Origin of the sequence: Rhizobium sp. ERR 1071 (assembly GCF_007828675.1) — a bacterium.
Lineage (GTDB): Bacteria > Pseudomonadota > Alphaproteobacteria > Rhizobiales > Rhizobiaceae > Rhizobium > Rhizobium dioscoreae.
In genome coordinates this window covers 918,245-941,301 of the sequence record NZ_VITM01000001.1, presented here as the reverse complement: position 1 = coordinate 941,301, position 23,057 = coordinate 918,245, and the positions used below count along the sequence as shown (strand labels likewise).

Below are 23,057 nucleotides of genomic sequence, written 5' to 3'. Positions count from 1 at the left end.
ATTCGGCGGCTAAGCCTCAACGACTGCTCCTGAGAGGGTAAACCCAAGCAAGAAAAGCGTTTCCGAGACGGTCGAGAGCGGAGACACGGGAGGCTGGAACGCTTCCGTTCCGAACGATTCCCTTATCGGAAACCGGCCCTCCGTTCAGCCACCAGCCAGAAGACCGGGTTGCGAACAGGGCGGCTTATACGGATTTTTCTTCGAAAGGCAAGGGTAGGGGCGAAATTATGCCGTTTTGCCCGTGAGCGCCGTCGATGCTTGGGCCAAATCGCGAGCTCCCATCCGCCGCAGCGTTGCACCCGCCGCGCTCTCCCATATGATGGAATGCGAATTGCAGCAACAGGGACGATTCATGCGCATCTTTCTCGTTCGGCACGGCGAATCCCTTGGCAATATCGATGACCAGGCCTATCGACAGTTCGGCGATCATAATGTGCCCCTGACGGAATGGGGCTATCGGCAGGTGCTGGAAGCAGGGCAGGCGATATCAGCCTATCTCAAGGGATTGCCATCAGCCGAACTGCGCAAGCTGAGCGTCTGGTATTCGCCCTTCCTGAGGACGCGGCAGAGCAAGGATGCCCTGTTGGAGGTTCTGCCCGCCGAACTCATCGGAGATATCAGAGAGGATTATCTCCTGCGTGAGCAGGACTTCGGCCTCTTCACCGAAATCTACGATCATGCCGAACAGAAGCGGAAATTCCCCGATGAATTCGAGAAATGGGCAAGGCTGCGCAACAATAACGGCAAGTTCTACGCCCGGCCGCCGGACGGCGAGAGCCGTGCCGATATCGCCCAGCGTGTCCGTCTGTTCCTGCAGACGGTCATGCACGACGCCGAAAACGGAAAGAACAATGTTATCATCGTCGGCCATGGCGTGACCAACCGGGCCTTCGAGATGAATTTCCTGCATCACCCTGTCGATTGGTTCGAGCGCTCGGACAATCCAGGAAACGCCGATGTCACCTTGATCGAGGGGCGGAGTTCGGAAGGCTATCGCTCGATCCTGCTTCATAAGTCCGTGGACCGTGTGAGGGGGCAGGAGGAATTGAAGGCGGCTTATGGTTCCGAATTGGCGATTGCGCCGAAGACAAAGCAATAGGCCGCTTGCCGTAAGCATGGCTTTTTCCCGCTGCCATATGAGCCTGCTTTCATTTCATCGGTAAGGCCGAATCTTTCGAATGTGGGCTGCAATCATGGCTTGTGAAGCGCCTGGAGCTATGGAATTCATGGCTTGGCTGCAATTTGGGGGTGGGCTGTGAAGAAAAGCTTTGCTTTGCTGGGTTTTGCTCTGGGTTTCGCGCTTCTTGCGCAAAATGCCGCGGCGCGGCTGAGCTACGACGTTCGAACTGCGGATGATGGAATTACCTACATTACGGTAATTGGCAGTTTCGAAGCCGACGATGATTTGAGCTTATTCCGCGATAAGGCTGTTTCCAGCCACGCTATCTACGTCGGCTTCGACAGCGGCGGCGGCAATGTATCCAAGGCATTGGAACTTGGCCGGCTGATAAGATCTCTGGGGCTCAGCACTCTCGCTGTAAGAAGCGCCGAATGCTCCTCGGCTTGTTCCTTGTCCTTTCTTGGCGGAGTGGGCCGGTTTGCCGAACCGGGCTCGATCGGCGTTCACAAGTCTTCGGTCAGCGATACAAAAGGAATGGATGTCGAGACTGCCGTAGCAGCCGTCCAACGGCAGACTGCGGACGTGATTGCCTATATGAACGAAATGGGCATTGACCCGGGCTTGCTGCAGCTCACGCTCAAATATGACAGCAACGATATTCGTTATCTGTCATCGAGCGAAATGACACAGTTTCGAGTGACGACCGTGTCATACCAGGAGATTCAGGAGTTCGCAGCAAAGTCGTCGTCCAACAATGCTCCGGCAGCGAGTGCTGAAGCGCGTAAGGCAACTCAGCCACTGAACGAGGAGTCGTCGCTTCTGCAAGTTCCAATCCCGAGAAACGGCATTGTTCAAGACGACGCAGGAGCGGCCCTGCTCAAGACCAGCCGGAACATGAGCGCCAAGACGATTGCGACTTTCCCGAATGGGAGCGAGTTGACGATCAAGAAGAGCATCGGCGACTGGTATCGTGTGTCGATCGGCAAAAAGTCCGGCTATATACTTCAAACGTCGGTGTGGGTGCGCGAGTTCGAAGAAAATCGCTTTGGCAAACAATACATCCAAATATTCGTCGATCCCTCGTTGCAGACAGCCATACAGTTGGCCAAGGAGGCAAACCCTCCCATGGCGGTGCATTTGACCGCGCAGGGGCGGTATGCCCTTACCATTAAGGACGTCTACGACAAAAATATCGCTCCGCTGGTATATCGACACCTGATAGGGAGTAAAAAAATCCCTCTCAATGCCATCATCACTCATGGCAACGACTACGTTCGCGAAATCTGCTGCAGTGCTTCCGCTGTAACGGCCGAATAAAGGGGCAAACTTGCCCGTTTATCCTTTTGAATCCTATCGACAGGCTTCTCACATAGGCATCGGATATTTCCGGTGCACCTGCTCGATCTCGGCCAGTGCCTCCTCGGGTAGCGTCACATAAGCGGCGGCCACGTCGGTCTCAAGCTGCGCCATCGTCGTCGCGCCGATGATGACGGACGTCATGAAGGGCTTGGTGAGGCAGTAGGCCAGCGCCAGTTTCGACGGGTCAATACCGTATTTGGCGGCGATCTCGAGATAGGCCTTAACCGGCGGCTCCTGCAGCGGCTGCAGGCGGCCCCCGATATCAAGATTGATCGAGCCGCGCGAGCCGGCCGGACGAGCACCGCCGACATATTTGCCGGTGAGGATGCCGCCAGCGAGCGGCGAATAGGCGAGCAGGCCGACATCTTCGTGATGCGACAGTTCAGCCAGATCGAGGTCGAAATGGCGGTAGAGGAGATTGTATTCGTTCTGCGTGGTGGCGACGCGCGGCAGGCCCTTCTGCTCGGCAATCGTCAGATATTTCTGGATACCCCAGGTCGTCTCGTTCGAGAGGCCGACGGCGCGGATCTTGCCGGCCTTCACCAGCTCGCCCATCGTCTCTAGGATCTCGGTGATCTCGGCGATGACTTTCTCGCGATCCTGATTGAAGGGGTTATAGCGCCAATTCTGGCGGAAATGGAAATGGCCGCGGTTCGGCCAGTGAACCTGATAGAGGTCGATGTAATCGGTCTTCAGCCGCTTCAGGCTGGCGTCGACAGCCGCATTGATATTGGCGGCGTCCGGACCTTGTCCGCTGCGCAAATATTCGCGACCCGGGCCGGCGACCTTGGTGGCGAGCACGATATCCCTACGCTTGCCGGTCTTCTCGAACCAGGTGCCGATATATTCTTCAGTGCGCCCCTGAGTCTCCGGCCCCACAGGCGTCGTCGGATACATTTCGGCGGTATCGAAGAAATTAATGCCCTTCTGGACAGCATAGTCCATCTGTTCATGGGCTTCGGCTTCGCTGTTCTGCGTGCCCCAGGTCATCGTGCCCAGGCAAATCTGCGAAACGGAAATATCTGTGCGGCCTAATCTCTTATATTTCATGGGAAAACCTTGGGAGATGGGAGAAGGTCAAAATGAATGAGGTCGCGCAAATTTAGGCCCGATCTGAGCGAGCGCAAGAAAAAAATCATTGCGCTTCGCGGGTGCAAAAGCCTGTGGCTGCGGGGCTTGCACTATTGACTCCGCTGCAAACAATGTCATTGGGAAGCAAAACGACCCCCAAAAGGACGCTTTATAATGACTGTTGCTTTCACATTTCCCGGCCAGGGCAGCCAAGCCGTCGGCATGGGCAAGGATCTTGCCGACAATTTCGCCGAGGCGCGCGCCGTCTTCGAGGAAGTCGATGAAGCGCTCGGTGAAAAGCTTTCCGACGTCATCTTCAACGGCCCGGAAGACAAGCTGACGCTGACGGCCAATGCGCAGCCTGCGCTGATGGCCGTCTCGCTCGCAGTCATCCGCGTGCTGCAGGCTCGCGGCCTCGATCTGAAGAGCAAGGTCTCTTATGTTGCCGGTCACTCGCTCGGCGAATACTCCGCGCTCTGTGCCGCCGGCACCTTCTCGCTTGCCGATACGGCGCGGCTGCTGCGCATCCGCGGCAACGCCATGCAGGCGGCAGTTCCCGTCGGCGTCGGCGCCATGGCCGCGATCATCGGCCTTGAACATGCCGATGTCGTCGCCGTTTGCGAGGAGGCTTCTGCACTCGGCGCCTGCCAGATCGCCAATGACAATGGTGGCGGCCAGATCGTTATCTCCGGCGAGAAAGCCCCGGTCGAAAAGGCAGCGGAACTTGCGACCGCCAAGGGCGCTAAGCGCGCCATCCTCTTGCCCGTCTCCGCACCGTTCCATTCTGCGTTGATGGCTCCGGCTGCCGACGCCATGCGCGAGGCGCTCGCCGGCGTCGCCAAGGCCAACCCGGTCGTGCCTGTTATCGCTAATGTGAAGGCGGCTCCGGTTACCGATGCCGATGAGATTGCGCGGTTGCTGGTCGAGCAGGTTACCGGCCAGGTGCGCTGGCGTGAGACGGTGGAATGGTTTGCCGCCAACAATGTGACAACATTGTATGAAATTGGCGCCGGCAAGGTGCTGACGGGTCTTGCCCGCCGCATCGACAAGTCGGTCAACGGCATCGCCGTCAACAATGCTGCTGATATAGATACGGCGCTTGCCGCATTGCTCGGCTGATATATTCAAGGAACGAGGGACGCACATGCTTGATTTGACCGGCCGCAAGGCCCTGGTAACCGGCGCATCCGGCGGCATCGGTGAAGAAATTGCCCGCCTCCTGCACAAGCAGGGCGCCATCGTCGGCCTGCACGGCACGCGCGTCGAAAAGCTGGAGGCGCTGGCCTCCGAGCTCGGCGATCGCGTCAAGATCTTCCCGGCCAACCTGTCGGACCGCGACGAAGTCAAGGCGCTCGGCGCCAAGGCGGAAGAGGAGCTCGGCGGCGTCGATATCCTGGTCAACAATGCCGGCATCACCAAGGACGGCCTCTTCGTGCGCATGAGCGACGAGGACTGGGACGCCGTGCTGGAAGTCAATCTGACCGCCGTCTTCCGCCTGACGCGGGAGTTGACCCATCCGATGATGCGCCGCCGCTACGGCCGCATCATCAACATCACCTCCGTCGTCGGCGTGACGGGTAATCCGGGCCAGGCCAACTACTGCGCCTCCAAGGCGGGCATGATCGGTTTCACCAAGTCGCTGGCGCAGGAAATCGCGACCCGCAACGTCACGGTCAACTGTGTTGCTCCGGGCTTCATCGAAAGTGCGATGACGGGCAAGCTGAATGACAAGCAGAAGGAAGCCATCATGGGGGCGATCCCCATGAAGCGTATGGGCACGGGTCAGGAAGTCGCTTCTGCCGTTGCTTATCTCGCTTCCTCGGAGGCGAGCTATGTCACGGGGCAGACGATCCATGTCAACGGTGGCATGGCAATGATCTAAAGGAATTGCTGTTGGGGGGAACTTTCCCGCCAATAGCATGTTGAGCAACCCGGAGCCGGCTATTTTCTGGCTTTGCGACGGACTTAAACCGTGTTAAGCGGGCCATGACTGTGAACAGTCGTCCGGAAAATTCAGGCGGACTGGGCCACATTCAAGGCGCTGGACCGGATCTCAATGCCGGGTTGAACGGGTTTGCCAGCGGCGTCGGAACAGATGCTGCAGGTTTGAATTAGGGTAGGGATGTCACAAGGCATTCTCATCAGGATATAAGGTCGAGGAAACCGACATGAGCGATATCGCAGAACGCGTAAAGAAAATTGTTGTTGATCATCTTGGCGTTGACGCCGACAAGGTTGTTGAAAGCGCAAGCTTCATCGACGATCTGGGTGCGGACTCGCTCGACACCGTCGAACTGGTCATGGCCTTCGAAGAAGAATTCGGCGTTGAAATTCCGGACGACGCTGCTGACTCGATCCTGACGGTCGGCGACGCGGTAAAGTTCATTGAGAAGGCTCAGGCCTAATCTTTCGCGCTTTTTGACGGGGCGGGCTGAAGAGTCCGCCCTATTTCGTCCGGCGACGTCGGACGAAGCAAGCTTATACGCATATCATCATAAAAAGACGGGGGTCTGCGGGCGATGAGACGTGTCGTTATCACGGGTACCGGCATGGTATCACCTTTGGGCTGTGGCACTGAGGTGTCCTGGACGCGGTTGCTCGCTGGGCACAACGGCGCCCGCCTCGTAACTGAATTCGAGGTCGAGGACCTCGCGGCAAAGATTGCCTGCCGCATTCCTGTCGGCGACGGCACCGACGGCACCTTCAATGCTGACGATTGGATGGAGCCGAAGGAGCAGCGCAAGGTCGATCCCTTCATCATCTATGGCATGGCGGCCGCCGATATGGCGCTGGCCGATGCCCACTGGCACCCGGAAACGGATGAGGATCAGATCGCTACCGGCGTCATGATCGGCTCGGGCATTGGCGGCCTCGAGGGCATCGTCGAAGCCGGCTATACGCTGCGCGACAAGGGGCCGCGCCGTATTTCGCCTTTCTTCATCCCTGGTCGTCTCATCAATCTCGTCTCCGGTCAGGTCTCGATCCGCCACAAGCTGCGCGGACCGAACCATGCGGTCGTTACCGCATGTTCGACCGGTGCGCACGCGATCGGCGATGCCGCCCGTCTTATCATGCTCGGCGATGCCGACGTCATGGTGGCAGGCGGTGCCGAAGCTCCGGTCTGCCGCATTTCGCTTGCAGGCTTTGCTGCCTGCAAGGCGCTGTCGACAGACTTCAACGATACGCCGCAAAAGGCCTCGCGCCCCTATGACCGCGACCGTGACGGCTTCGTCATGGGCGAGGGCGCCGGCATCGTCGTTCTCGAAGAACTGGAACACGCCAAGGCGCGCGGCGCCAAGATCTACGCAGAAGTCGTCGGCTACGGCCTCTCGGGCGACGCCCATCATATCACTGCTCCGTCCGAGGACGGCGAAGGCGCTTTCCGCTGCATGACATCTGCGCTGAAGCGCGCGGGCCTGACGCCTGCCGATATCGACTACATCAATGCCCATGGCACATCGACGATGGCCGATACGATCGAACTCGGCGCTGTCGAACGGCTGGTCGGCAATGCCGCGTCGAAGATTTCCATGTCGTCCACCAAGTCGGCAACCGGTCATCTTCTTGGCGCTGCCGGTGCCATCGAAGCGATCTTTGCCACGCTCGCCATTCGCGACAATATCGCCCCGCCGACGCTCAATCTGGACAATCCGGAGCGCGAGACCGCCATCGACCTCGTTCCGCACAAGGCTCGCAAGCGCGAAATCAACGTCGCGCTGTCGAACTCCTTCGGCTTCGGCGGCACGAATGCGTCGCTTGTCCTGCGCCGTTATGAGGCTTAATAACAACGCGTAACTGTTGGGATGAGGGTGCCTTGTGGCAATCTCGCCCGCATCCTTGATTGTTGCTGCGCCTTCGTCTTTCTCGGGAATGTGGTGCGGGAACGCCTGATCGGTCGAAGTCGGAGCCTCGAGCTCCGCCTTATCTTCTGAACCTGCTTTTTGCCGCATTGCTTGGCCAAAGAGCAGGCAATCACAAAAAGGAAGGGATTGCCGGTGAGCGATACGAACCAGAGCAACGGAACTCCGAATGGGCAGAAAGGACCGATTATCCCGAAATCGGCGAATGAAGCCCTGCGTCCGGAGCGTGTTCCGGATCCGCCGAAGCGTTCGCGCAAGGCCCGCAGCCAGATGGTCATCTTCCTGAACTTTCTGATGACGCTTGCGGTTTTCGTCGCCGTTGCCGCCATCGGCGGCGCCTATTACGCGTTTTCGATCTATCAGGGTCCCGGTCCTCTGACGACCAACACCAATTTCATCGTGCGCAATGGTGCTGGCCTCAGCGAGATCGCCAACCGCCTGGAATCCAATAACATCATCACCGATCAGCGCATCTTCCGCTGGTTGACGGCCACCTATCTGCATGATGGTGAAACGCTTCGCGCCGGCGAATACGAGATCAAGGCCGGCGCTTCCATGAAGGACATCATGGAGCTGCTGAAGTCCGGCAAGTCGATCCTCTATTCGGTTACTTTGCCGGAAGGGCTTACGGTTCGGCAGATGTTCAACAAGCTGCAGGCCGATGTTGTGCTGGAGGGCGATCTGCCGTCGGCCCTGCCGCCGGAAGGCAGTCTGAGACCGGACACCTATAAGTTCACGCGCGGCACCAAGCGCACCGAAATCGTTCAGCAGATGGCGGCGGCACAGGCCAAACTGGTCGATCAGATTTGGGAGAAGCGCGATTCCAGCGTCCAGCTGGCGAGCAAGCAGGATTTCATCACGCTGGCTTCCATGGTGGAGAAGGAAACCGGTGTGGCGGACGAACGCGCCCATGTCGCTTCCGTCTTCCTGAACCGGTTGGGCAAGGGTATGCGCCTGCAGTCCGACCCGACGGTCATCTATGGCCTCTTCGGTGGTGAAGGAAAGCCGTCCGATCGCCCCATCTACCAGTCCGACCTGAAGAAGGACACGCCTTATAATACCTACCTCATCAAGGGCTTGCCGCCGACGCCGATCGCAAATCCGGGCAAGGATGCTCTGGAGGCCGTCGCCAACCCCTGGAAGACGCAGGACCTCTATTTCGTGGCGGATGGCACCGGTGGACACGTCTTCGCCGCAACGCTGGACGAGCACAATGCCAATGTCAGGCGCTGGCGCAAGCTGGTTGCCGAGAAGGGCGAAGATCCCAGCGCCATTGCCGTTGATGGTCAGCCCGACGATGCTGCCGTAGCCCCCGGTTCAGGCGCGCAGCAGAAGAAGAAGACCAACTAATCCTCACTGCGCCGTGGTCTGCATAGAGTGCCCGACGCGGATTCACTTTACATTGGCCCGTAATCCGAAGATTTTCGATGGATTGGGGATAGGAACTATCGGAGGCTTGCATGGCGTTGCAGTCCATGACCGGCTTTGCCCGGCGTGAGGGAACGAGTGGTCGTGGCCGCTGGGCATGGGAACTGCGCTCGGTGAACGGCAAGGGCTTGGATATCCGCCTGCGCTTGCCGCCAGGCCTGGAGCGCCTCGAAACTGATGTCCGCAAGTCGATCGCGGATCGGCTCTCCCGCGGCAATCTTCAGGTCAGCCTGTCGCTCTCGGTGGAAGAAAGCCGTATCGAGGTCGTCGTGAACCAGGATGCGCTGACGGCGGTCCTGGCGCTACGCGATCAGCTGGCCGGCATCGTGGATCCCGCTCCGCTGCGCCTGGAAAGCCTGATGGCTGTGCGCGGCCTGGTGGAATTCAAGGAAGCCGAGGAAGACGAGGACGCCGTCGCCGCGCGCGACGCAGATATCATGGCCGGCCTCGAGGCGGCACTCGCCGATCTCCGCGACATGCGCCGGCAGGAAGGCGATGCACTCGGCAAGGTTCTGCTCGGTCATGTCGCGACGATCGAGGCGCTGACATCAACGGTCGAGCGCGATCCGTCCCGTTCCCCGCAGGAAATTGCCGCGAGACTGGCGACGCAGGTTTCGATGCTTCTGGACGGCTCGTCGGGCCTTGACCGTGACCGGCTCCATGCCGAAGCTGCCCTTCTCGCCACCAAGGCCGATTTGCGGGAGGAGATCGATCGCCTGAAGGCCCACGTGGCCGCGGCGCGCGATCTGATCTCCAAGGGCGGCCCTGTCGGCCGCAAGCTCGATTTTCTTGCACAGGAATTTAACCGGGAATCGAATACCATCTGTTCGAAATCGAATGCAGCGGCCGTGACTGCCGCCGGCATCGAGCTGAAGGTAGTCATCGACCAGTTCCGCGAACAGGTCCAGAATTTGGAGTAGGCCATGAAGCCGGCGACATCCACATCCATTCCGATCGCCCGCCGGGGGTTGATGCTAGCCATCTCCTCGCCGTCAGGAGCCGGCAAGTCGACGATCGCGCGCACACTGCTCGACAAGGACAAGCAGGTGAGCCTCTCGGTCAGCGTCACGACGCGGCAGCGCAGGCCGAGCGAAATCGAAGGCGTGCACTATCATTTTGTCTCGCAGCGCGAATTCGAGCGTCTGCGCGATTCCGACTCCTTGCTCGAATGGGCGGAGGTACACGGCAATTTCTACGGCACGCCACGCGAGCCCGTGGAGACGGCGATGTCGGAAGGCCGCGACATGCTCTTCGACATCGACTGGCAGGGCGCCCAGCAGTTGCAGGAGAAGATGCCGGCAGATGTCGTCTCCATCTTCGTGCTGCCGCCGACTATGACGGAGCTGCAATCGCGGCTGCATCGCCGCGCAGAGGATTCCGAAGAGGTCATCGCCATGCGTCTTGCCAATTCCCGGGCCGAGATCGCTCACTGGCGCGAATACGACTATGTCATCGTCAATGACGATCTGAACATTGCTTTCGACGCGGTTCAGTCGATCGTCAAGGCCGAGCGCCTGCGCCGCGACCGTCGGCATGGCATGTTCGATTTCGTCCGCGATCTGCTGGAAGAGACGCCGAAGCTATAAAGCTGGTTACAGGCAATTCGCCAGCCGACAGAATTCTTCTACCGAAAGCGTTTCGGCGCGGCGCTGCGGGTCGATATCGGCCTTTAGCAGCAGGGCTTCGCCGCCAAGCGGCTTGAGGCTCTGTCGCAGCATCTTGCGGCGCTGGCCGAAGGCGGCCTGGGTTACCTTCTCCAGCTTGTCGACGGCGCAAGGAATAGGGTTTTCCCTCGGCGTCAGATGCACCACGGTCGAGGTCACCTTGGGCGGCGGCGTGAAGGCCTGTGGCGGCACGTCGAAAGCCATGCGGGCCTCTGTCCGCCAGCCGCAGAGCACGCCGAGCCGGCCATAATGATCGTCATCCTCTTGCGCCACGATCCGTTGGCCGACTTCCTTCTGGAACATCAGGGTCAGGGATTGCCAGAAGGGTGGCCATTGCGCCGGCAGAAGCCAGTTCACCAAAAGCTGCGTCCCGACATTATAGGGCAGGTTGGCGATGATCTTCACCGGCCCTTGTGGGGCAAGGGAGGCAAAATCCGTCTTCAGCGCATCGCCTTCGATCACCTCTAGTCGGCCCGGATAGTGATCGGCAATTTCGGCCAACGCCGGCAGACAGCGCGCATCGCGCTCGACGGCGATGACCTTGGCCGCACCGAGCGCCAGGATGGCGCGCGTCAGTCCGCCCGGCCCAGGCCCGACCTCGAAAACGGTGACGCCCTCAAGTGATCCGGCTGTGCGCGCGACCTTCTGGGTCAGATTGAGGTCGAGAAGGAAGTTCTGGCCAAGCGCCTTGCGCGCATCGAGGCCGTGGCGTTGGATTACATCGCGAAGGGGCGGCAAGCCATCGAGAGCGGCCATCAGGGGTTGTTTCCGGTCGTGCTGCTGATTTCGCTGGCCAGCTTCAGCGCAGCGACAAGGCTGTCTTCCTTGGCAATACCTTTACCGGCGATGCCGAAAGCCGTGCCGTGATCCGGAGACGTGCGGACAAAAGGTAAGCCGAGCGTGACATTGACGGAATCGTCGAAGCCGAGCGCTTTGGCCGGGATCAATGCCTGATCGTGATACATGCAGATGGCTACATCGTAACGTCGACGGGCGTCGTCATGGAACATGGTGTCGGCGGGCAGGGGCCCGAATGCGTCGATGCCCTCGGAGCGGAGCCTGTCGATCGCAGGCCGTACGATTTCGTCGTCTTCCTTGCCGAGCGCGCCATTCTCTCCCGCATGCGGATTGAGACCGGCAACGGCAAGGCGCGGCTTGGAGATGCCGAAACGGACGCGGAGGTCGTGATCGGTAATCCGGCAGGTTTCGGCGATCAGATCGGAGGTCAACGTTTCAGGCACTTCCTTCAGCGGAATATGGATGGTGACTGGGATCGCGCGAAGCTTGGGACCGGCAAGCAACATGACCGGCATGACCGGCTTTCCAGTGGCGCGCGTTGCAAGATCCGCCAGGAATTCCGTATGGCCGGGAAAGCCGAAACCGGCGTCATAGAGCACCGATTTGGCGATCGGATTGGTGACGACTGCGGATGTCCGGCCGCTCATGCTGAGGGAAACGGCCGTTTCGATGGCGGCAATCGTACCTTTTGCGGTCGCCACATGCGGCTCGCCGGCGATGATATCCATGCCAGCGTCGATCGGCAGGATCGGCAGCGCATCGGGAAAGATATTGCAGGCATTCGCCGGATCGGCAGTCGCAAGCGGTACGGTCAGGCCGAGCTGAGAAGCTCGCGCCTCAAGCACGGCGGCATCGCCAAGAAACAGGAAGGGCGGCAGATCCAGCTCGCCGCGGCGAAGCCAGGCGGCGAGGGTGATGTCGGGACCTATGCCAGCCGGATCCCCCTGCGTGAGCGCGAGGGGGAGGGAAGAGCGCGGTGGCATCGTCAATCAGCGATAGACGATCTGCGCCTTGGAGCGCAGCTCGTCCATATACTTCTTGTCATTGGCGCTCACACCCGTTGCCTTGTCCTTACCGATATCCTCGGCACGGAACACGGCAGCGGCGGCGACGTCATCATTCACCTGACGTTGCGAGCAAATGGCGACATATTCGACGCCGCGATCGGTTACGATCGGCGTGGTCGTGTTGCCGGATGCCTTCTCCAGGAGCGGCTTCCACATTTCCGGAACTTCTGGTGCAAGGACGCGGCCAAGGTCCTGGACGGAGACGTCACGCATGGTCGCGGCGAAGACCTTTGCCTGGTCGCAGCCCGGGAACTTCGACCGCGATGCTTCGGCTTCCGCCTTGCGCTGATTCAAAATGGCGTTCCGCTTCGCAGCCGGAACGACGAAGACGATCTGCTTCAGGAAATATTCCGTCGTGACCGGCTTCGTCTTGTTTTCCGTCATGCGCGTCACGAGATCATCGTTCGACATGCGGCTTCTTGCGCCGAAGCGTGCATTGACGACCCGCGGCCAGCTCATGGAAACGGCGATATAGGATTTGAAGTGATCGACGCCCACGCCGGCCTTTTCGAGAATCTGGCTAAGCTGTGCCGGTGTCATCTTGTTGCTGGAGGCGAAACGGCCGAAGGCGGCATCGACGTCCGTCGTCGAAACGGACATGCGCAGGCGGGAGATCTCCGCGCGCTTCAGCGTTTCGTCAACAAGCTGCTCTTTGGCAAGCTTGTTCAGATCGCCTTTCTGGCGCTGCAATTTGAGGAAGGCGACGCGCCTGGCTATGTCGCCGGATGTGATTACCTGGCTATTGACGAGGACTTTCACTTCGCTTGCTGCGAAAGCAACATCGCTGCTCGGCACGGCGAAGCTCGCCATAACCAAGGCCGCGGCTCCGAACAACAGAGCGCGCATCGGTGTCTTTCCAGAAAACATCAATTACCCCTTCCCAAAGGTATTTCCTGCCAGCATGGCGCCGTTTTGGTGCGTCTGTCGGCGCAATACGGCAACTTCGCGCCACATGTCTACATCAAGCGCGATGAATTGCAAAATCCTTGCGGCGAAACAATGACACGACAGCGCCGCGCGTCATATGTGACGCGCAAAGGTCGCTGTAGTATTTTAAATCTGCCGCGCAATTCCTTAAATCGATCCAGATTTAAGGAATTGCGCGGTAGGCAGAGGCCAACCGCATCCATGCAAAAGAGCCGGCGATAAAGCCGGCTCTCTGCAGTTTCGATTCAGATCAGAATGTTGCGTCCTGAACGCTGCCGAGGTTGACGTCGCCAAGCGTACGGAAGGTCAGGCGAGCGCCGATCGACCAATTGGTGGCCGAGCTGGCTGTCGAATCCTTCTTGTCGAGGAATGACACGGTGAAGATCGTGCATTCGTCCTCATAGGAAAGACCAACGCCCTGGCGAGTGATCTCATTGCTGTTGAGATCATAGCTGACCGTGCCGAAGACAGACCAGTATTCCTTGAACTTGATCTGCGCGCGCGACTGGATTTCGTCCTGATTGCTGGTGAAACCATATTGCGGCTGGGCCGCAATATGCGTGTAGATCAAGGATGTCTGGAACACATCGTTCGAGAAGCCGACTGCCGTATCCCCGCGACGGAAGGCAAAATCCTTCTCGTCGAAGCGGTAGGACTGCGACAGTGAAATGCCCTGCGGTGTCGTCAAGCCGAACATGGTGACATAGTCAGAACGGGTGGTTTCAAGCCCCGAATCCGAACCTGCACCGACCAGATCGTCGGTCGCAAAGGAGTTGCGTCCCGCGAGCTGATAGGACTGTCCGAAAATATGCTGCAGTTTGTAACCGCTGTCGAAGCTGGCGGTGTAGCGCCACCCGACATTGGCACGCGTGCCGCCTTCAATGCGGTCGAAGCCCGAGAACTTGTCACGATCAAACAGGTTGGTCGCATCGAAGACAAAGCTCTGCGCGTCTTCATTCGGCAGCCGTCCGGCAAGTTGCTCGTCCGGGCGCACATAGATCTGTGCGATCGGCTCGAACACGTGGGTGCTATTGCTTGTCGTAATGAGGAACGGATACTTGGCTTCGAGACCCAGGGTCGCCATGCCGCGCGCGGCATAGTCGCTGTTGTCATAATTGCCGGAGTAGGTGTTGGCCGCCGGCCCGTTCATGTCCAGGCCGTAGACGTCGCCGCGAAGTGCTGCCAGCGGCGTCAAAACCAGACCCTGATCCGTGGTGAAGGTACGCTGCCACTGCAGCTCGGTGCTCAGACGCGTATAATCTCCGGAAAGACCGAGGTAGCGGTCATTCAGACTGGCGTCGCCGAGATTTGCGACATTATCGAGCACAGACGTCTTATCACGCGACAGATGCGTGAAATTCATCGTTGCCGACAGCTCGCCTCCGTAAACCGAGTTCGGATCGACATAGTGATAATCGACGCTCGGATAGACATATGCCTGCTGCTTCTGCGCCGTGGCGTTATCGTCTGTGTCCTGCACGTTATAGTAGAAGGCGCGCATATCGAAGAAATTGCGCTTTCCAATGCCGGTCAGATAGGCCTGGTTCGTATGGGTGCTCTGGTTGAGACCATCCAGGCCATAGGTGCGCGAGAAGTTATTATCGCTCTGCGCCATGACATCCCAGCCGAAAGTCCAGCGAGGATTGATCCTGAAATCTGCCTTGGAGCTGATCATGCCGCGCGTTTTGTGCTCGGCATCGGTCGTACCGGCCGTGAAGGCGTCCGGATTCATCTGGCTGATGCCGGCAACACGCAGGGTGTGAGTGCCGTTCTCGAAGCGCTGGCGGAATTCACCTTGAAGCAGCAGACCCTGATTGCTGTAGCCCGTTGCGGTGACCGTCGCATCCATGCTCGGCGAGATGACGTAATAATAAGGAACCGTTACACCGACGCCGAGACGCTGGGAAACAGTCACCGACGGGAACAGGAAGCCGGACTTGCGCTTGACCGTATTGTCGGGAACCGTGACCCACGGAACATAGGCGATCGGCTGTCCGAACAACTCGAAACGGGCGTGCTCGAGACGAATCGTGTGTGTCACGCCGTTCTGGACGACACGCTGTGCCTTGACCTGCCACAGTGGCGCGCGGCCTTGCTCGGAACAGGCCATGCAAGCGGTATAGACGCCCTTTGTGAGAATCAGCTGATTGCCGCCGACCCGCTCGCCCTTTTCGGCGACCATACGGGTGTTGTCGGGCATTTCGATGCGCAGAGCGTTGACGAAACCGTCGGAGAAGCTGTCGGTGACGTCCATTTTGTCACCGTACATGCGATTGCCGTCCGGGGTGATCAGCTCGACATTGCCGAGAGCCGTCATCCGCCCGGATTTCTGATTATATTCAACCTTCTGGGCGACCATTCTATAGCCGCCATAGTTGATCTGGACCGCACCCGTCGCCGTGACGATCTGCGTATCCTTGTTATAGACCAATTCGTTGGACGAAAGGACTAGCTTAGAGCCTTCCGGCACCTTCACCTTGATAGGGGAGGTCGCAGCGCCGGCGCCGCCATTGTTGGTGTTGGCATTATTATTATTGGCCTGGGCGTAAGCGACGACCGGACTCAAAATATATGCACACGCGGCCGTGCCCGTAACGAGGGCAGCCACATACTTTCTGATACTCTTGCGGTTGCCTGCCGCCACTTAGCCGTCCTCCTGATGAAGCAGGATCGTTGCCCCGAATGCCAATGCGACGATCACGGGTATCCATGCCGCCACGTAGGGAGGAACCACTCCGCTGCTCCCGAATGCCTTTACAAGCACGGTGACAACATAAAGCACGAAGCCGGAGAGGATTCCACCCAGAATCACAGAGCGCGATTGATTGAATCTACTGAATTTTAGGGACACGGTTGCCGCAATCAGAGTCATTGCCACGAGAAGGAATGGCTGTGACAGCAGCGAATGAAACTGTGTCTCAAGTGCGTTGGTCGAGATGCCGAAGGAGCGTGCGACCTTTATTCGATTAGAAAGATCATAAAAAGCAATGGTTTCCGGTTGCGCCAAACGTTGCGAGACGAAATCCTGTTTCAGATTCGTACGGACCTGTATCGAATTTTTGTGATCCGGAATTTCGCCCGGCCGCCGTTCGACAACATTGTTAAGAAGCCAGTAACCATCTTCCAACTTTGCCGAGTCCGCATCCTGTCGCAGGACGATATTTCCCTGTGAATCGAAGTGGATAAACACGACGCCCGTCAGGGTCGTTCCGTTATTCAGAATGGCCTTTGCACCAATGATCGTGTCGTCTTTTCCGTTGGACTGGCGCAGCCACGGAATCGAAAGTGTATTGCGATAGGACGGGTCGCCGCGCAGATCGGCTTCGATCGCTTCGGCATGTCGCTGGCCCCATGCTGCTACCGGATTGAGGGCAAGCATGGTCAGAAGCCCAACGCAGAAAGCCCCCATCAGAAAGGGCGTCATGAACTGCCAGACGGAAATGCCGGCAGCGCGTGCGATAACCAGCTCGCGGCGGCGATTGAGGGCGATCAGTACCGTCATGCCCACGAAGAGCGCGATGAACGGCACCGTCTGCTGCAGGATGAATGGCAGTCTGACCGCCGTCATCAGCAAGCCGATGGAGACGGTATATCCGGGCAGGCCGGCAAGCCGCCCTGCGGTCTCGCTGAAATCGACGAGATAAACGATCGAGAGGACGCCGAGGAAGAACCAGAACGTCGTCACGATGTAACGCGTGAAGAAGTAGCGCCCGAGCGTGCCGAAAATCATGCACCGCCCCCGTTCGAGCTGCCTGGTGCGGTCGGCATGCGGTCCTGAACTCTTTGCCGCCAGTTGCTGAGGCGGTTGCGGATCGAGACGGGCATCGTCATCTTCCGGTTCCGCAGCAAGAGGATGATCGCGATAAGCGCCGCAATGATATTGATTGCGTAGAGAACGCCGATGAATTTGGCTGAATGGTCGATCTGGTTGGCAGCGTAGAAATCCGCCCAGCGCAACGCGAAGGATAGGGTCAGCGCCGATACCATCGGATGTAGCCGCGCCTCGCGATGTGATCGCGCATCACCGGCGATAACAAGCGATATCAGCGCAAAGATTGCCGGCAGCGCCCAGTCGTTGAGGCGGCGATGCAATTCGGCGCGGTAATCGCCAGGTCTTTGCTTGTAGTCCGGATCGTTCGTATCCGGATTGAACAGGAAGCCGAGGCTGCGGTCGCTGGCACGCGCATTTGCCTGGCCGCGGCTTTGCGTCATATCCGACAAGTCGAAGGAGTAGGAATCGAACTTGATGACCGAGACGCTGCCATCGGGCGTTTTGCGGTGCACCTCGCCATCCTTCATCAGCAGCGACGTACCGCTCGGATCGACGGCGCCTTCCTTGGCATAATAGATGAGGTCAAAGGCTGGGTCGCGGGAATCGACGACGAACAGCCCCTTCAGGATTCGTCCCGAAAGGCGCTGCGAGATCTGCACATAGAGCCCATCCTCGATGCGCCGGAAGTTCTTCTCTTCGATCACGGTGGACAGAAGATCAGCATAGGCTTCGGCCACCATCTGGCGGGCGGCGACACGCGCTCTCGGCTCGACGACATTGTCCACGAAAAAGGAGAAGACGCTAATCGCAATGGCGAGAATCATGATCGGGCGGATGATGATGCTGCGCTTCGCGCCGGCAGCTTCCATGACGGTCAGCTCGGAATCGCTGTTCATCGCCGTCAAGGTCTGCGTGATGCCGATGACCAATGCGAAAGGCAGAACGATCGGGATGATCGTCGGCAGAATGAGTGTCGCGAGCTTCGCAAACGAGCCCATCGACTGGCCGCTATCGGTCACGAGATTGATGCGTTGCAGGACCTGGGTGGTCCAAATAATGGCGAGCACTGGCAGCAGCGCTACCAGGAACATCATACCGACACGCCGTACGATATATGTCTCGAATAACTTCATGCCGGCCCTTAAACGCAACAGCTGCCGAACGAGCCGACAGAGATTCACCCTCCTCTACGCTGTTTACGTTTTTTTGGCGACAACCAACTCGAAAAAAATTCGTTAATTTTCCGAGATTCTTCTGTCGTGTGTCGTTTCGGATAAAGCGAGCAGCGCGGCGAATATGACAAGCGAGGAAAGCCAGCCGAGGACGGCATCGGAAAGATAGTGTCCGCCAAAGGCTATTCTAAGTGCCGGAATCAGCAGCGAAACTGCCGCGATCGGCAGGGCGGCCGCCGATCGGAACGGCTGCGGAATGATGAGGATCAGACAGAACAGCCAGCCTGCCGCTGCCGCTTCGCCCGAGATGAAGGAACAGTTGCTGACACATTTGCCGGCGAAGGATCCGGCATGCACGAAGTCGAGCGTGCCGCCGAAGAGATCGGTCTGTCGTGGGCGCGGGCGCCCGGAGAAGGCTTTCAGCCACAGATTGACGATCAGCACCGGCCCCAGGAGCAGGGAGCCGAGCGCAACCTTGAGATTGCGGGCTCTCAGCGCGTTGAAGGTTGCGCCGTGATCCTGCCAGCACCTGAGAAGCATCCAGAGCAGCACGAAGGCGACGACGTAGGGTAGCTGAAAGAATATTTCCCTCAGCAGGCGCATGTGCTGATCGCCGCTATAAGGGAAAATGCCGCAGATCTGATCGGGCTTGGTGCTTCCGAGGCATTGCTGCGGTTGGAAGAACATGGTCGCGACGCCGAGATCGATTTGTGGGAAAAGTGAAAACAGTCCCAGCAAAGCCCACCAGAGACAGAAGAGAGCGATGAAGGCATCACCTGCCGTGCGCGGCCGTAGAATCTCTGGAAAGCGATCTTCGCGATTGAGGCTGTTGAAATCTATGATCAAGGCGGCTTTCCGACAAGAATTGTGCCGCCGAGGCGGCTAAAACACCATCGCGTATAGTCTAGCCTCGCTAAATGACAGGGATTTGAAGCCGCCAACAGCCATATATAAGGAATGCTTTGCCAAACGCTTGTATTCCTTAGCCAGACCTTGAATGATGGTTGTGCAAAGTTCTCTCACTACGACGCATATTATCGGAGCAGAAATGTCTGTGAAATTCGAGATTTCCTTCGCCAAGTCAGCTCGTCTCAGCGGCGGTCTGGCTATTCTCCTGAAAGGAACGGACAGTGCGCTGCCGGCTGGTGCCGAAAGCGCCGATCCGGCGAATGTTTTCGCCAAGGCGGCGCCGGTATTCGGCTTCAAGAGCAAGGCGTTGAGCAGTCTGGATATCATCGCGCCCGAGGCCTCGCCCGTCGACCGGATCATCGTCATCGGTGCCGGCAAGGCCAAGGACCTGACCGCGCACGACTGGCTGAAGCTTGGCGGCACCGCCGCTGCAAAAATCCGCAACACGGAGAAGGTCGCGATTTTCCTCGATGCACCCAGCGTCGAAGTCGGACCAAAGGAAGCGGCCGATTTTGCCCTGGGCATGCTTCTGCGTGCCTACAGCTTCGATAGCTACAAGACGAAGAAGGGCGATGAGGACGAGAAGGGGGCCTCCCGCAAGGCGGTGAAGGTGACGATCGTTACCCAGGAAGCGGCTGCGGCCAAGAAGCTCTATGCGACCTCCGAAGCCGTAGCCGGCGGCGTGATTCTCGCGCGTGATCTCGTCAACGAGCCGCCGAATGTTCTCGGTCCCGTCGAGTTTGCGGCCAAGGCCAAGGAATTGGAGAAGCTTGGCGTCGAGATCGAAATCTTGACGGAGCGTGAGATGCGCCGGCTCGGCATGGCGGCCCTGCTGGGCGTCGCGCAAGGGTCGGCCCGGCCGCCGCGGCTGGTGGTCATGCAATGGAAGGGCGGCAAGGCGAAAGACAAGCCGGTTGCCTTCATCGGCAAGGGCGTCGTCTTCGACACCGGCGGTATCTCCATCAAGCCGGCTGCCGGCATGGAGGAGATGAAGGGGGACATGGGAGGGGCTGCGGCCGTTACCGGCCTCATGCATACGCTTGCTGCACGCGAAGCCAAGGTCAACGCCATCGGCGTCATCGGTCTTGTGGAAAACATGCCCGATGGCAATGCACAGCGCCCGGGCGATATCGTCACCTCCATGTCCGGCCAGACGATCGAGATCATCAACACGGATGCCGAGGGGCGGCTCGTTCTCTGCGATGCGCTCTGGTACACGAACGACCGTTTCAAGCCGCAGTTCATGATCAACCTGGCGACCTTGACCGGTGCGATCCTTGTCGCGCTCGGCAATCTGCAGGCCGGCCTATTTTGCAATGACGACAAGCTGGCGGGCGAGCTGACGGCGGCGGGACTTGTGACCGACGAGCGCCTTTGGCGCATGCCGCTCGGCAAGGACTATGACAAGATGATCGACAGCAAATTCGCCGATATGAAGAATACCGGCGGACGCCATGCGGGTTCGATCACCGCTGCCCAGTTTCTCAAGCGCTTCGTCGGCGACACGCCCTGGGCGCATCTCGATATTGCCGGCACGGCGATGGGCTCGGTTCAGGACGAGATCAATCAGTCCTGGGGTTCGGGCTTTGGCGTGCGCCTGCTCGATGAACTGGTCCGTTCCAATTACGAATCGTGACCAGCCGGATTTTGTAAGATAGAGCCTTTCCGCTTTTCTTCGAATCGCGAAAACGCTCTATCCTTTTTTCCGACGCAATTCCGAACGGAAAACCGCTTCGCACTTTTCCTGGAATTGCTTTAGAAGAGGCGTCATGACCGACGTTCTCTTCTATCATCTGACGGAATCGAAGCTTGAAGACGCCCTGCCGCCGCTGATCGACAAGAGTGTCGAACGCGGCTGGCAGGTCGCCGTGCAGATGCGCGAGCCGGCCCGACGCGATCTCCTTGATAGCCATCTCTGGACCTATCGCGAGGATAGCTTTCTTCCGCACGGCACCGATGAAGACGAAATGGCAAGCCGCCAGCCCGTGCTGCTGACGATTTCGCCTGATAATATAAATGATGCCACCGTACGTTTCTTCATCGACGGCGCTGAGGTGACGGATGTCGGAGCCTATCAGCGCGTCGTGCTGATGTTCGACGGCTACGATCAGGAACAGTTGGAAAGCGCGCGGGCCCAATGGAAACGCCTGAAAGGCGAGGGGCATAACCTCACCTATTGGCAGCAGACGCAGGACGGCCGGTGGGAGAAGAAGGCCTGACCTTTTTCCCCTCGTGAAGAGCTACGCGCCTTCCGACAGGATCTTCTGAATGAAATCCTTCTTCGCTGCCGTATAGGATGCGCGATCATTGGCATATTTTGCCGCAAGCTCGATCTTCAGCGCTTCGTAGGCATGCGCCAGATCCGGTTCTCTGCGCAACCGGTCGCGAAAGATGAGGAAGTTGCGCCAGGTCGGGCCATTATATTCGACCACATGCACGAGATGCGTGCGGGTATCCCCTTCTATGTCTCGGCCGAAAATATGGTCGTCCGGGACGATATTGCTGCCGGCATAGACGTAGCCGATGGAGGCCATGGGCTCGACACAGGCAAGCCCATCCTCGAAGCGCCGCACGCCGACGGCAATATCGATGATCGGCTTGGCTTTTATCGTTGGGATCGACGTGCTGCCGAAATGCTGGACATCGACGGCAAGGTCGCCGAGAGCCTTGCGAATGGCAGCTTCCTCCAGCAAATAGGCTTCGTGCCAGCTCTGGTTCGGGTCGGCGAGCTTGACGGACTTGTTGCCGACGCCGAGGCCAAAAGATTGTTCATGCTCCGATGCCATAGGCATCTCTCCAGTGAAGACGATGCGCCACGCTAGCACGCCGCGGGCGGCATTGTCTTTACCGGGAAAGCCTCATCAATCGTAAAATGCTTCAACGAATTTGCGCTTGCCGAGCATGAAGGCATCGGCGACGTGGCGCAGCGGCGAAACGTCGACATCCGAGATGCCGGCTTTGACGATCTCGGCAAAGCGGCGATAGAGCGAGGGATATTCTGCCTCGGGCGCCGAGAATTTCAGCTCGCCATTGACGGAAAGCTTGGAACCGCCTTCGGCAAGAAGCATCTGGCCGGCGTCCGTTTCGGCGACGATATCCCAGCTCTGCTTGCCGGTCTGGCGCCAGTCGAATTCGGCGTGGACGGGAAGGCCGGTTCCGCTCTTGAAGCGCAGATCGGCCGCGATCGGCGAATCACGGTTTTCCGGGAATTCGAGCGTCGCGCCGGTCAGGAAGAGTGGCGGCAGAATGTGGGTGACGATCGACAGCGCATTGATGCCGGGATCGAAGACGCCGAGCCCGCCAGCCTGCCAGATCCATTCCTGGTTCGGATGCCAGTGACGGACATCTTCCTTCCAGATCACATGAGCGCTGCGGATATTGGTGCTGGCGAGGAAGCTCTTTGCAGCCTCCACGGCCGGCGCATAGCGCGAATGCCAGCTAGCAAAGAGAGATACGCCCTTGACCTTAGCGAGGTTCTCGAGATCGGCCACTTCGCTGAGCGTCGCGCCCGGCGGCTTCTCCAGGAAAACATGCTTGCCGGCCGAAAGCGCCTTGTATGCGGCTTCATAGCGGTATTGCGGCGGCATGCAGAGAGAAACGGCGTCGATCTCCGGTACGGCATCGAGCATGGTTTCGATGGTCGTGAAGGCCGGGATCCCTTCGACAGTGCCATGACGGCTTGCCGTAGCGATCAGTTTGAAATCCGCATTGTTCGCGATGGACGGAAGATGCTGGTCGCGGACGATTTTGCCGACACCGACGATAGCGAGGTTGATGGGGGACATGGGTGTCTCTCGATTAGTATGATTATTGATGCGATCTTTATCAGAATGCCGCATGCGGGCAAGGGCGGCAAATCGCAAATGCAGCCGTCAGGTCCAATCTTGATGCTTGGAAAACGGGTGCCGGC

General features: G+C 58.8%; 21 protein-coding genes. 11 read left to right on the top strand and 10 right to left on the bottom strand.

Annotation, left to right across the window (positions count from 1 at the left end):
* Window positions 1-352: 352 nt before the first annotated feature.
* Both FBZ99_RS04730 and FBZ99_RS04725 read left to right on the top strand, forming a co-directional pair.
* Window positions 353-1,099 carry a histidine phosphatase family protein gene (locus tag FBZ99_RS04730; protein WP_145631679.1) on the top strand — a complete coding sequence of 249 codons (747 nt, stop codon included), beginning with the start codon at window positions 353-355 and terminating at the stop codon, window positions 1,097-1,099.
* Window positions 1,100-1,231: 132 nt separating this feature from the next.
* The gene (locus tag FBZ99_RS04725; protein ID WP_145631676.1) at window positions 1,232-2,437 is read left to right on the top strand and encodes a hypothetical protein; all 1,206 of its coding nucleotides are present in this window, start codon (window positions 1,232-1,234) and stop codon (window positions 2,435-2,437) included.
* Between the two features lie 48 nt (window positions 2,438-2,485).
* Here FBZ99_RS04725 and FBZ99_RS04720 read toward each other — a convergent pair whose 3' ends face one another.
* Window positions 2,486-3,529 (bottom strand): aldo/keto reductase, encoded by a 1,044-nt coding sequence (locus FBZ99_RS04720; RefSeq protein WP_145631674.1) that lies wholly within the window; start codon window positions 3,527-3,529, stop codon window positions 2,486-2,488.
* 195 nt (window positions 3,530-3,724) lie between these two features.
* On the opposite strand from FBZ99_RS04720, the gene fabD reads away from it, so the two are divergent.
* The 7 genes from fabD to gmk all read left to right on the top strand — a co-directional run bounded on the left by fabD (window position 3,725) and on the right by gmk (window position 10,424).
* Entirely contained in the window at window positions 3,725-4,669 is a 945-nt protein-coding gene (fabD, locus tag FBZ99_RS04715; protein ID WP_113329086.1) for an ACP S-malonyltransferase, read from the top strand.
* A 25-nt stretch (window positions 4,670-4,694) separates the two neighbouring features.
* Complete coding sequence (gene fabG / locus FBZ99_RS04710; protein ID WP_092710547.1) at window positions 4,695-5,432, top strand: 3-oxoacyl-[acyl-carrier-protein] reductase; 738 nt, start codon at window positions 4,695-4,697, stop codon at window positions 5,430-5,432.
* A gap of 286 nt (window positions 5,433-5,718) precedes the next feature.
* The gene (locus tag FBZ99_RS04705; protein ID WP_004122114.1) at window positions 5,719-5,955 is read left to right on the top strand and encodes an acyl carrier protein; all 237 of its coding nucleotides are present in this window, start codon (window positions 5,719-5,721) and stop codon (window positions 5,953-5,955) included.
* 114 nt (window positions 5,956-6,069) lie between these two features.
* Window positions 6,070-7,332 carry a beta-ketoacyl-ACP synthase II gene (fabF, locus tag FBZ99_RS04700; RefSeq protein ID WP_145631672.1) on the top strand — a complete coding sequence of 421 codons (1,263 nt, stop codon included), beginning with the start codon at window positions 6,070-6,072 and terminating at the stop codon, window positions 7,330-7,332.
* Window positions 7,333-7,545: 213 nt separating this feature from the next.
* A complete protein-coding gene (mltG, locus tag FBZ99_RS04695; protein ID WP_113390090.1) occupies window positions 7,546-8,760 on the top strand; it encodes an endolytic transglycosylase MltG in 1,215 nt (404 codons plus the stop codon).
* Between the two features lie 110 nt (window positions 8,761-8,870).
* Entirely contained in the window at window positions 8,871-9,758 is an 888-nt protein-coding gene (locus FBZ99_RS04690; RefSeq protein WP_069616192.1) for a YicC/YloC family endoribonuclease, read from the top strand.
* Window positions 9,759-9,761: 3 nt separating this feature from the next.
* Window positions 9,762-10,424 (top strand): guanylate kinase, encoded by a 663-nt coding sequence (gmk, locus tag FBZ99_RS04685; RefSeq protein ID WP_069616193.1) that lies wholly within the window; start codon window positions 9,762-9,764, stop codon window positions 10,422-10,424.
* Between the two features lie 6 nt (window positions 10,425-10,430).
* Here the strand turns inward: gmk and rsmA are convergent, their stop codons facing one another.
* From rsmA to FBZ99_RS04650, 7 genes are all read right to left on the bottom strand, one after another.
* Entirely contained in the window at window positions 10,431-11,258 is an 828-nt protein-coding gene (rsmA, locus tag FBZ99_RS04680) for a 16S rRNA (adenine(1518)-N(6)/adenine(1519)-N(6))-dimethyltransferase RsmA (RefSeq protein WP_113351700.1), read from the bottom strand.
* Window positions 11,258-12,283, bottom strand: coding sequence for a 4-hydroxythreonine-4-phosphate dehydrogenase PdxA (gene pdxA / locus FBZ99_RS04675; RefSeq protein WP_113351701.1), 1,026 nt, complete (start codon window positions 12,281-12,283; stop codon window positions 11,258-11,260). Before pdxA ends, rsmA begins: the two co-directional genes overlap by 1 nt.
* Before the next feature lie 6 nt (window positions 12,284-12,289).
* Window positions 12,290-13,234 (bottom strand): peptidylprolyl isomerase, encoded by a 945-nt coding sequence (locus FBZ99_RS04670; protein ID WP_069616195.1) that lies wholly within the window; start codon window positions 13,232-13,234, stop codon window positions 12,290-12,292.
* Between the two features lie 310 nt (window positions 13,235-13,544).
* Entirely contained in the window at window positions 13,545-15,938 is a 2,394-nt protein-coding gene (locus FBZ99_RS04665) for an LPS-assembly protein LptD (RefSeq protein ID WP_113329081.1), read from the bottom strand.
* The gene (gene lptG / locus FBZ99_RS04660) at window positions 15,939-17,024 is read right to left on the bottom strand and encodes an LPS export ABC transporter permease LptG (RefSeq protein ID WP_113329080.1); all 1,086 of its coding nucleotides are present in this window, start codon (window positions 17,022-17,024) and stop codon (window positions 15,939-15,941) included.
* Complete coding sequence (gene lptF, locus FBZ99_RS04655; RefSeq protein ID WP_113329079.1) at window positions 17,021-18,199, bottom strand: LPS export ABC transporter permease LptF; 1,179 nt, start codon at window positions 18,197-18,199, stop codon at window positions 17,021-17,023. The genes lptG and lptF overlap by 4 nt, the downstream gene beginning before the upstream one ends.
* Before the next feature lie 102 nt (window positions 18,200-18,301).
* On the bottom strand, window positions 18,302-19,084 hold the full coding sequence (locus FBZ99_RS04650; protein WP_113351703.1) for a phosphatase PAP2 family protein: 783 nt from the start codon (window positions 19,082-19,084) through the stop codon (window positions 18,302-18,304).
* A 202-nt stretch (window positions 19,085-19,286) separates the two neighbouring features.
* Here FBZ99_RS04650 and FBZ99_RS04645 point away from each other — a divergent pair, with 202 nt between their 5' ends.
* Together FBZ99_RS04645 and FBZ99_RS04640 are read left to right on the top strand one after the other, a co-directional pair.
* Entirely contained in the window at window positions 19,287-20,783 is a 1,497-nt protein-coding gene (locus FBZ99_RS04645; protein WP_113351704.1) for a leucyl aminopeptidase, read from the top strand.
* 133 nt (window positions 20,784-20,916) lie between these two features.
* A complete protein-coding gene (locus FBZ99_RS04640; RefSeq protein ID WP_095434413.1) occupies window positions 20,917-21,366 on the top strand; it encodes a DNA polymerase III subunit chi in 450 nt (149 codons plus the stop codon).
* A 21-nt stretch (window positions 21,367-21,387) separates the two neighbouring features.
* On the opposite strand, the gene FBZ99_RS04635 is transcribed toward FBZ99_RS04640, so the two are convergent.
* Window positions 21,388-21,933, bottom strand: coding sequence for a GrpB family protein (locus tag FBZ99_RS04635; RefSeq protein WP_113351705.1), 546 nt, complete (start codon window positions 21,931-21,933; stop codon window positions 21,388-21,390).
* A 75-nt stretch (window positions 21,934-22,008) separates the two neighbouring features.
* Window positions 22,009-22,932 carry a Gfo/Idh/MocA family protein gene (locus FBZ99_RS04630; RefSeq protein WP_113351706.1) on the bottom strand — a complete coding sequence of 308 codons (924 nt, stop codon included), beginning with the start codon at window positions 22,930-22,932 and terminating at the stop codon, window positions 22,009-22,011.
* Window positions 22,933-23,057 lie beyond the last annotated feature (125 nt).

Excerpts from the sequence above, each read along its gene's own strand:
- FBZ99_RS04730 (WP_145631679.1), top strand. The coding sequence starts at position 353 with ATGCGCATCTTTCTCGTTCGGCACGGCGAATCCCTTGGCAATATCGAT.
- FBZ99_RS04720 (WP_145631674.1), bottom strand. The coding sequence starts at position 3,529 with ATGAAATATAAGAGATTAGGCCGCACAGATATTTCCGTTTCGCAGATT.
- fabD (WP_113329086.1), top strand. The coding sequence starts at position 3,725 with ATGACTGTTGCTTTCACATTTCCCGGCCAGGGCAGCCAAGCCGTCGGC.
- fabG (WP_092710547.1), top strand. The coding sequence starts at position 4,695 with ATGCTTGATTTGACCGGCCGCAAGGCCCTGGTAACCGGCGCATCCGGC.
- FBZ99_RS04705 (WP_004122114.1), top strand. The coding sequence starts at position 5,719 with ATGAGCGATATCGCAGAACGCGTAAAGAAAATTGTTGTTGATCATCTT.
- fabF (WP_145631672.1), top strand. The coding sequence starts at position 6,070 with ATGAGACGTGTCGTTATCACGGGTACCGGCATGGTATCACCTTTGGGC.
- FBZ99_RS04690 (WP_069616192.1), top strand. The coding sequence starts at position 8,871 with ATGGCGTTGCAGTCCATGACCGGCTTTGCCCGGCGTGAGGGAACGAGT.
- gmk (WP_069616193.1), top strand. The coding sequence starts at position 9,762 with ATGAAGCCGGCGACATCCACATCCATTCCGATCGCCCGCCGGGGGTTG.
- rsmA (WP_113351700.1), bottom strand. The coding sequence starts at position 11,258 with ATGGCCGCTCTCGATGGCTTGCCGCCCCTTCGCGATGTAATCCAACGC.
- pdxA (WP_113351701.1), bottom strand. The coding sequence starts at position 12,283 with ATGCCACCGCGCTCTTCCCTCCCCCTCGCGCTCACGCAGGGGGATCCG.
- FBZ99_RS04670 (WP_069616195.1), bottom strand. The coding sequence starts at position 13,234 with ATGTTTTCTGGAAAGACACCGATGCGCGCTCTGTTGTTCGGAGCCGCG.
- lptG (WP_113329080.1), bottom strand. The coding sequence starts at position 17,024 with ATGATTTTCGGCACGCTCGGGCGCTACTTCTTCACGCGTTACATCGTG.
- lptF (WP_113329079.1), bottom strand. The coding sequence starts at position 18,199 with ATGAAGTTATTCGAGACATATATCGTACGGCGTGTCGGTATGATGTTC.
- FBZ99_RS04645 (WP_113351704.1), top strand. The coding sequence starts at position 19,287 with ATGTCTGTGAAATTCGAGATTTCCTTCGCCAAGTCAGCTCGTCTCAGC.
- FBZ99_RS04640 (WP_095434413.1), top strand. The coding sequence starts at position 20,917 with ATGACCGACGTTCTCTTCTATCATCTGACGGAATCGAAGCTTGAAGAC.
- FBZ99_RS04635 (WP_113351705.1), bottom strand. The coding sequence starts at position 21,933 with ATGGCATCGGAGCATGAACAATCTTTTGGCCTCGGCGTCGGCAACAAG.
- FBZ99_RS04630 (WP_113351706.1), bottom strand. The coding sequence starts at position 22,932 with ATGTCCCCCATCAACCTCGCTATCGTCGGTGTCGGCAAAATCGTCCGC.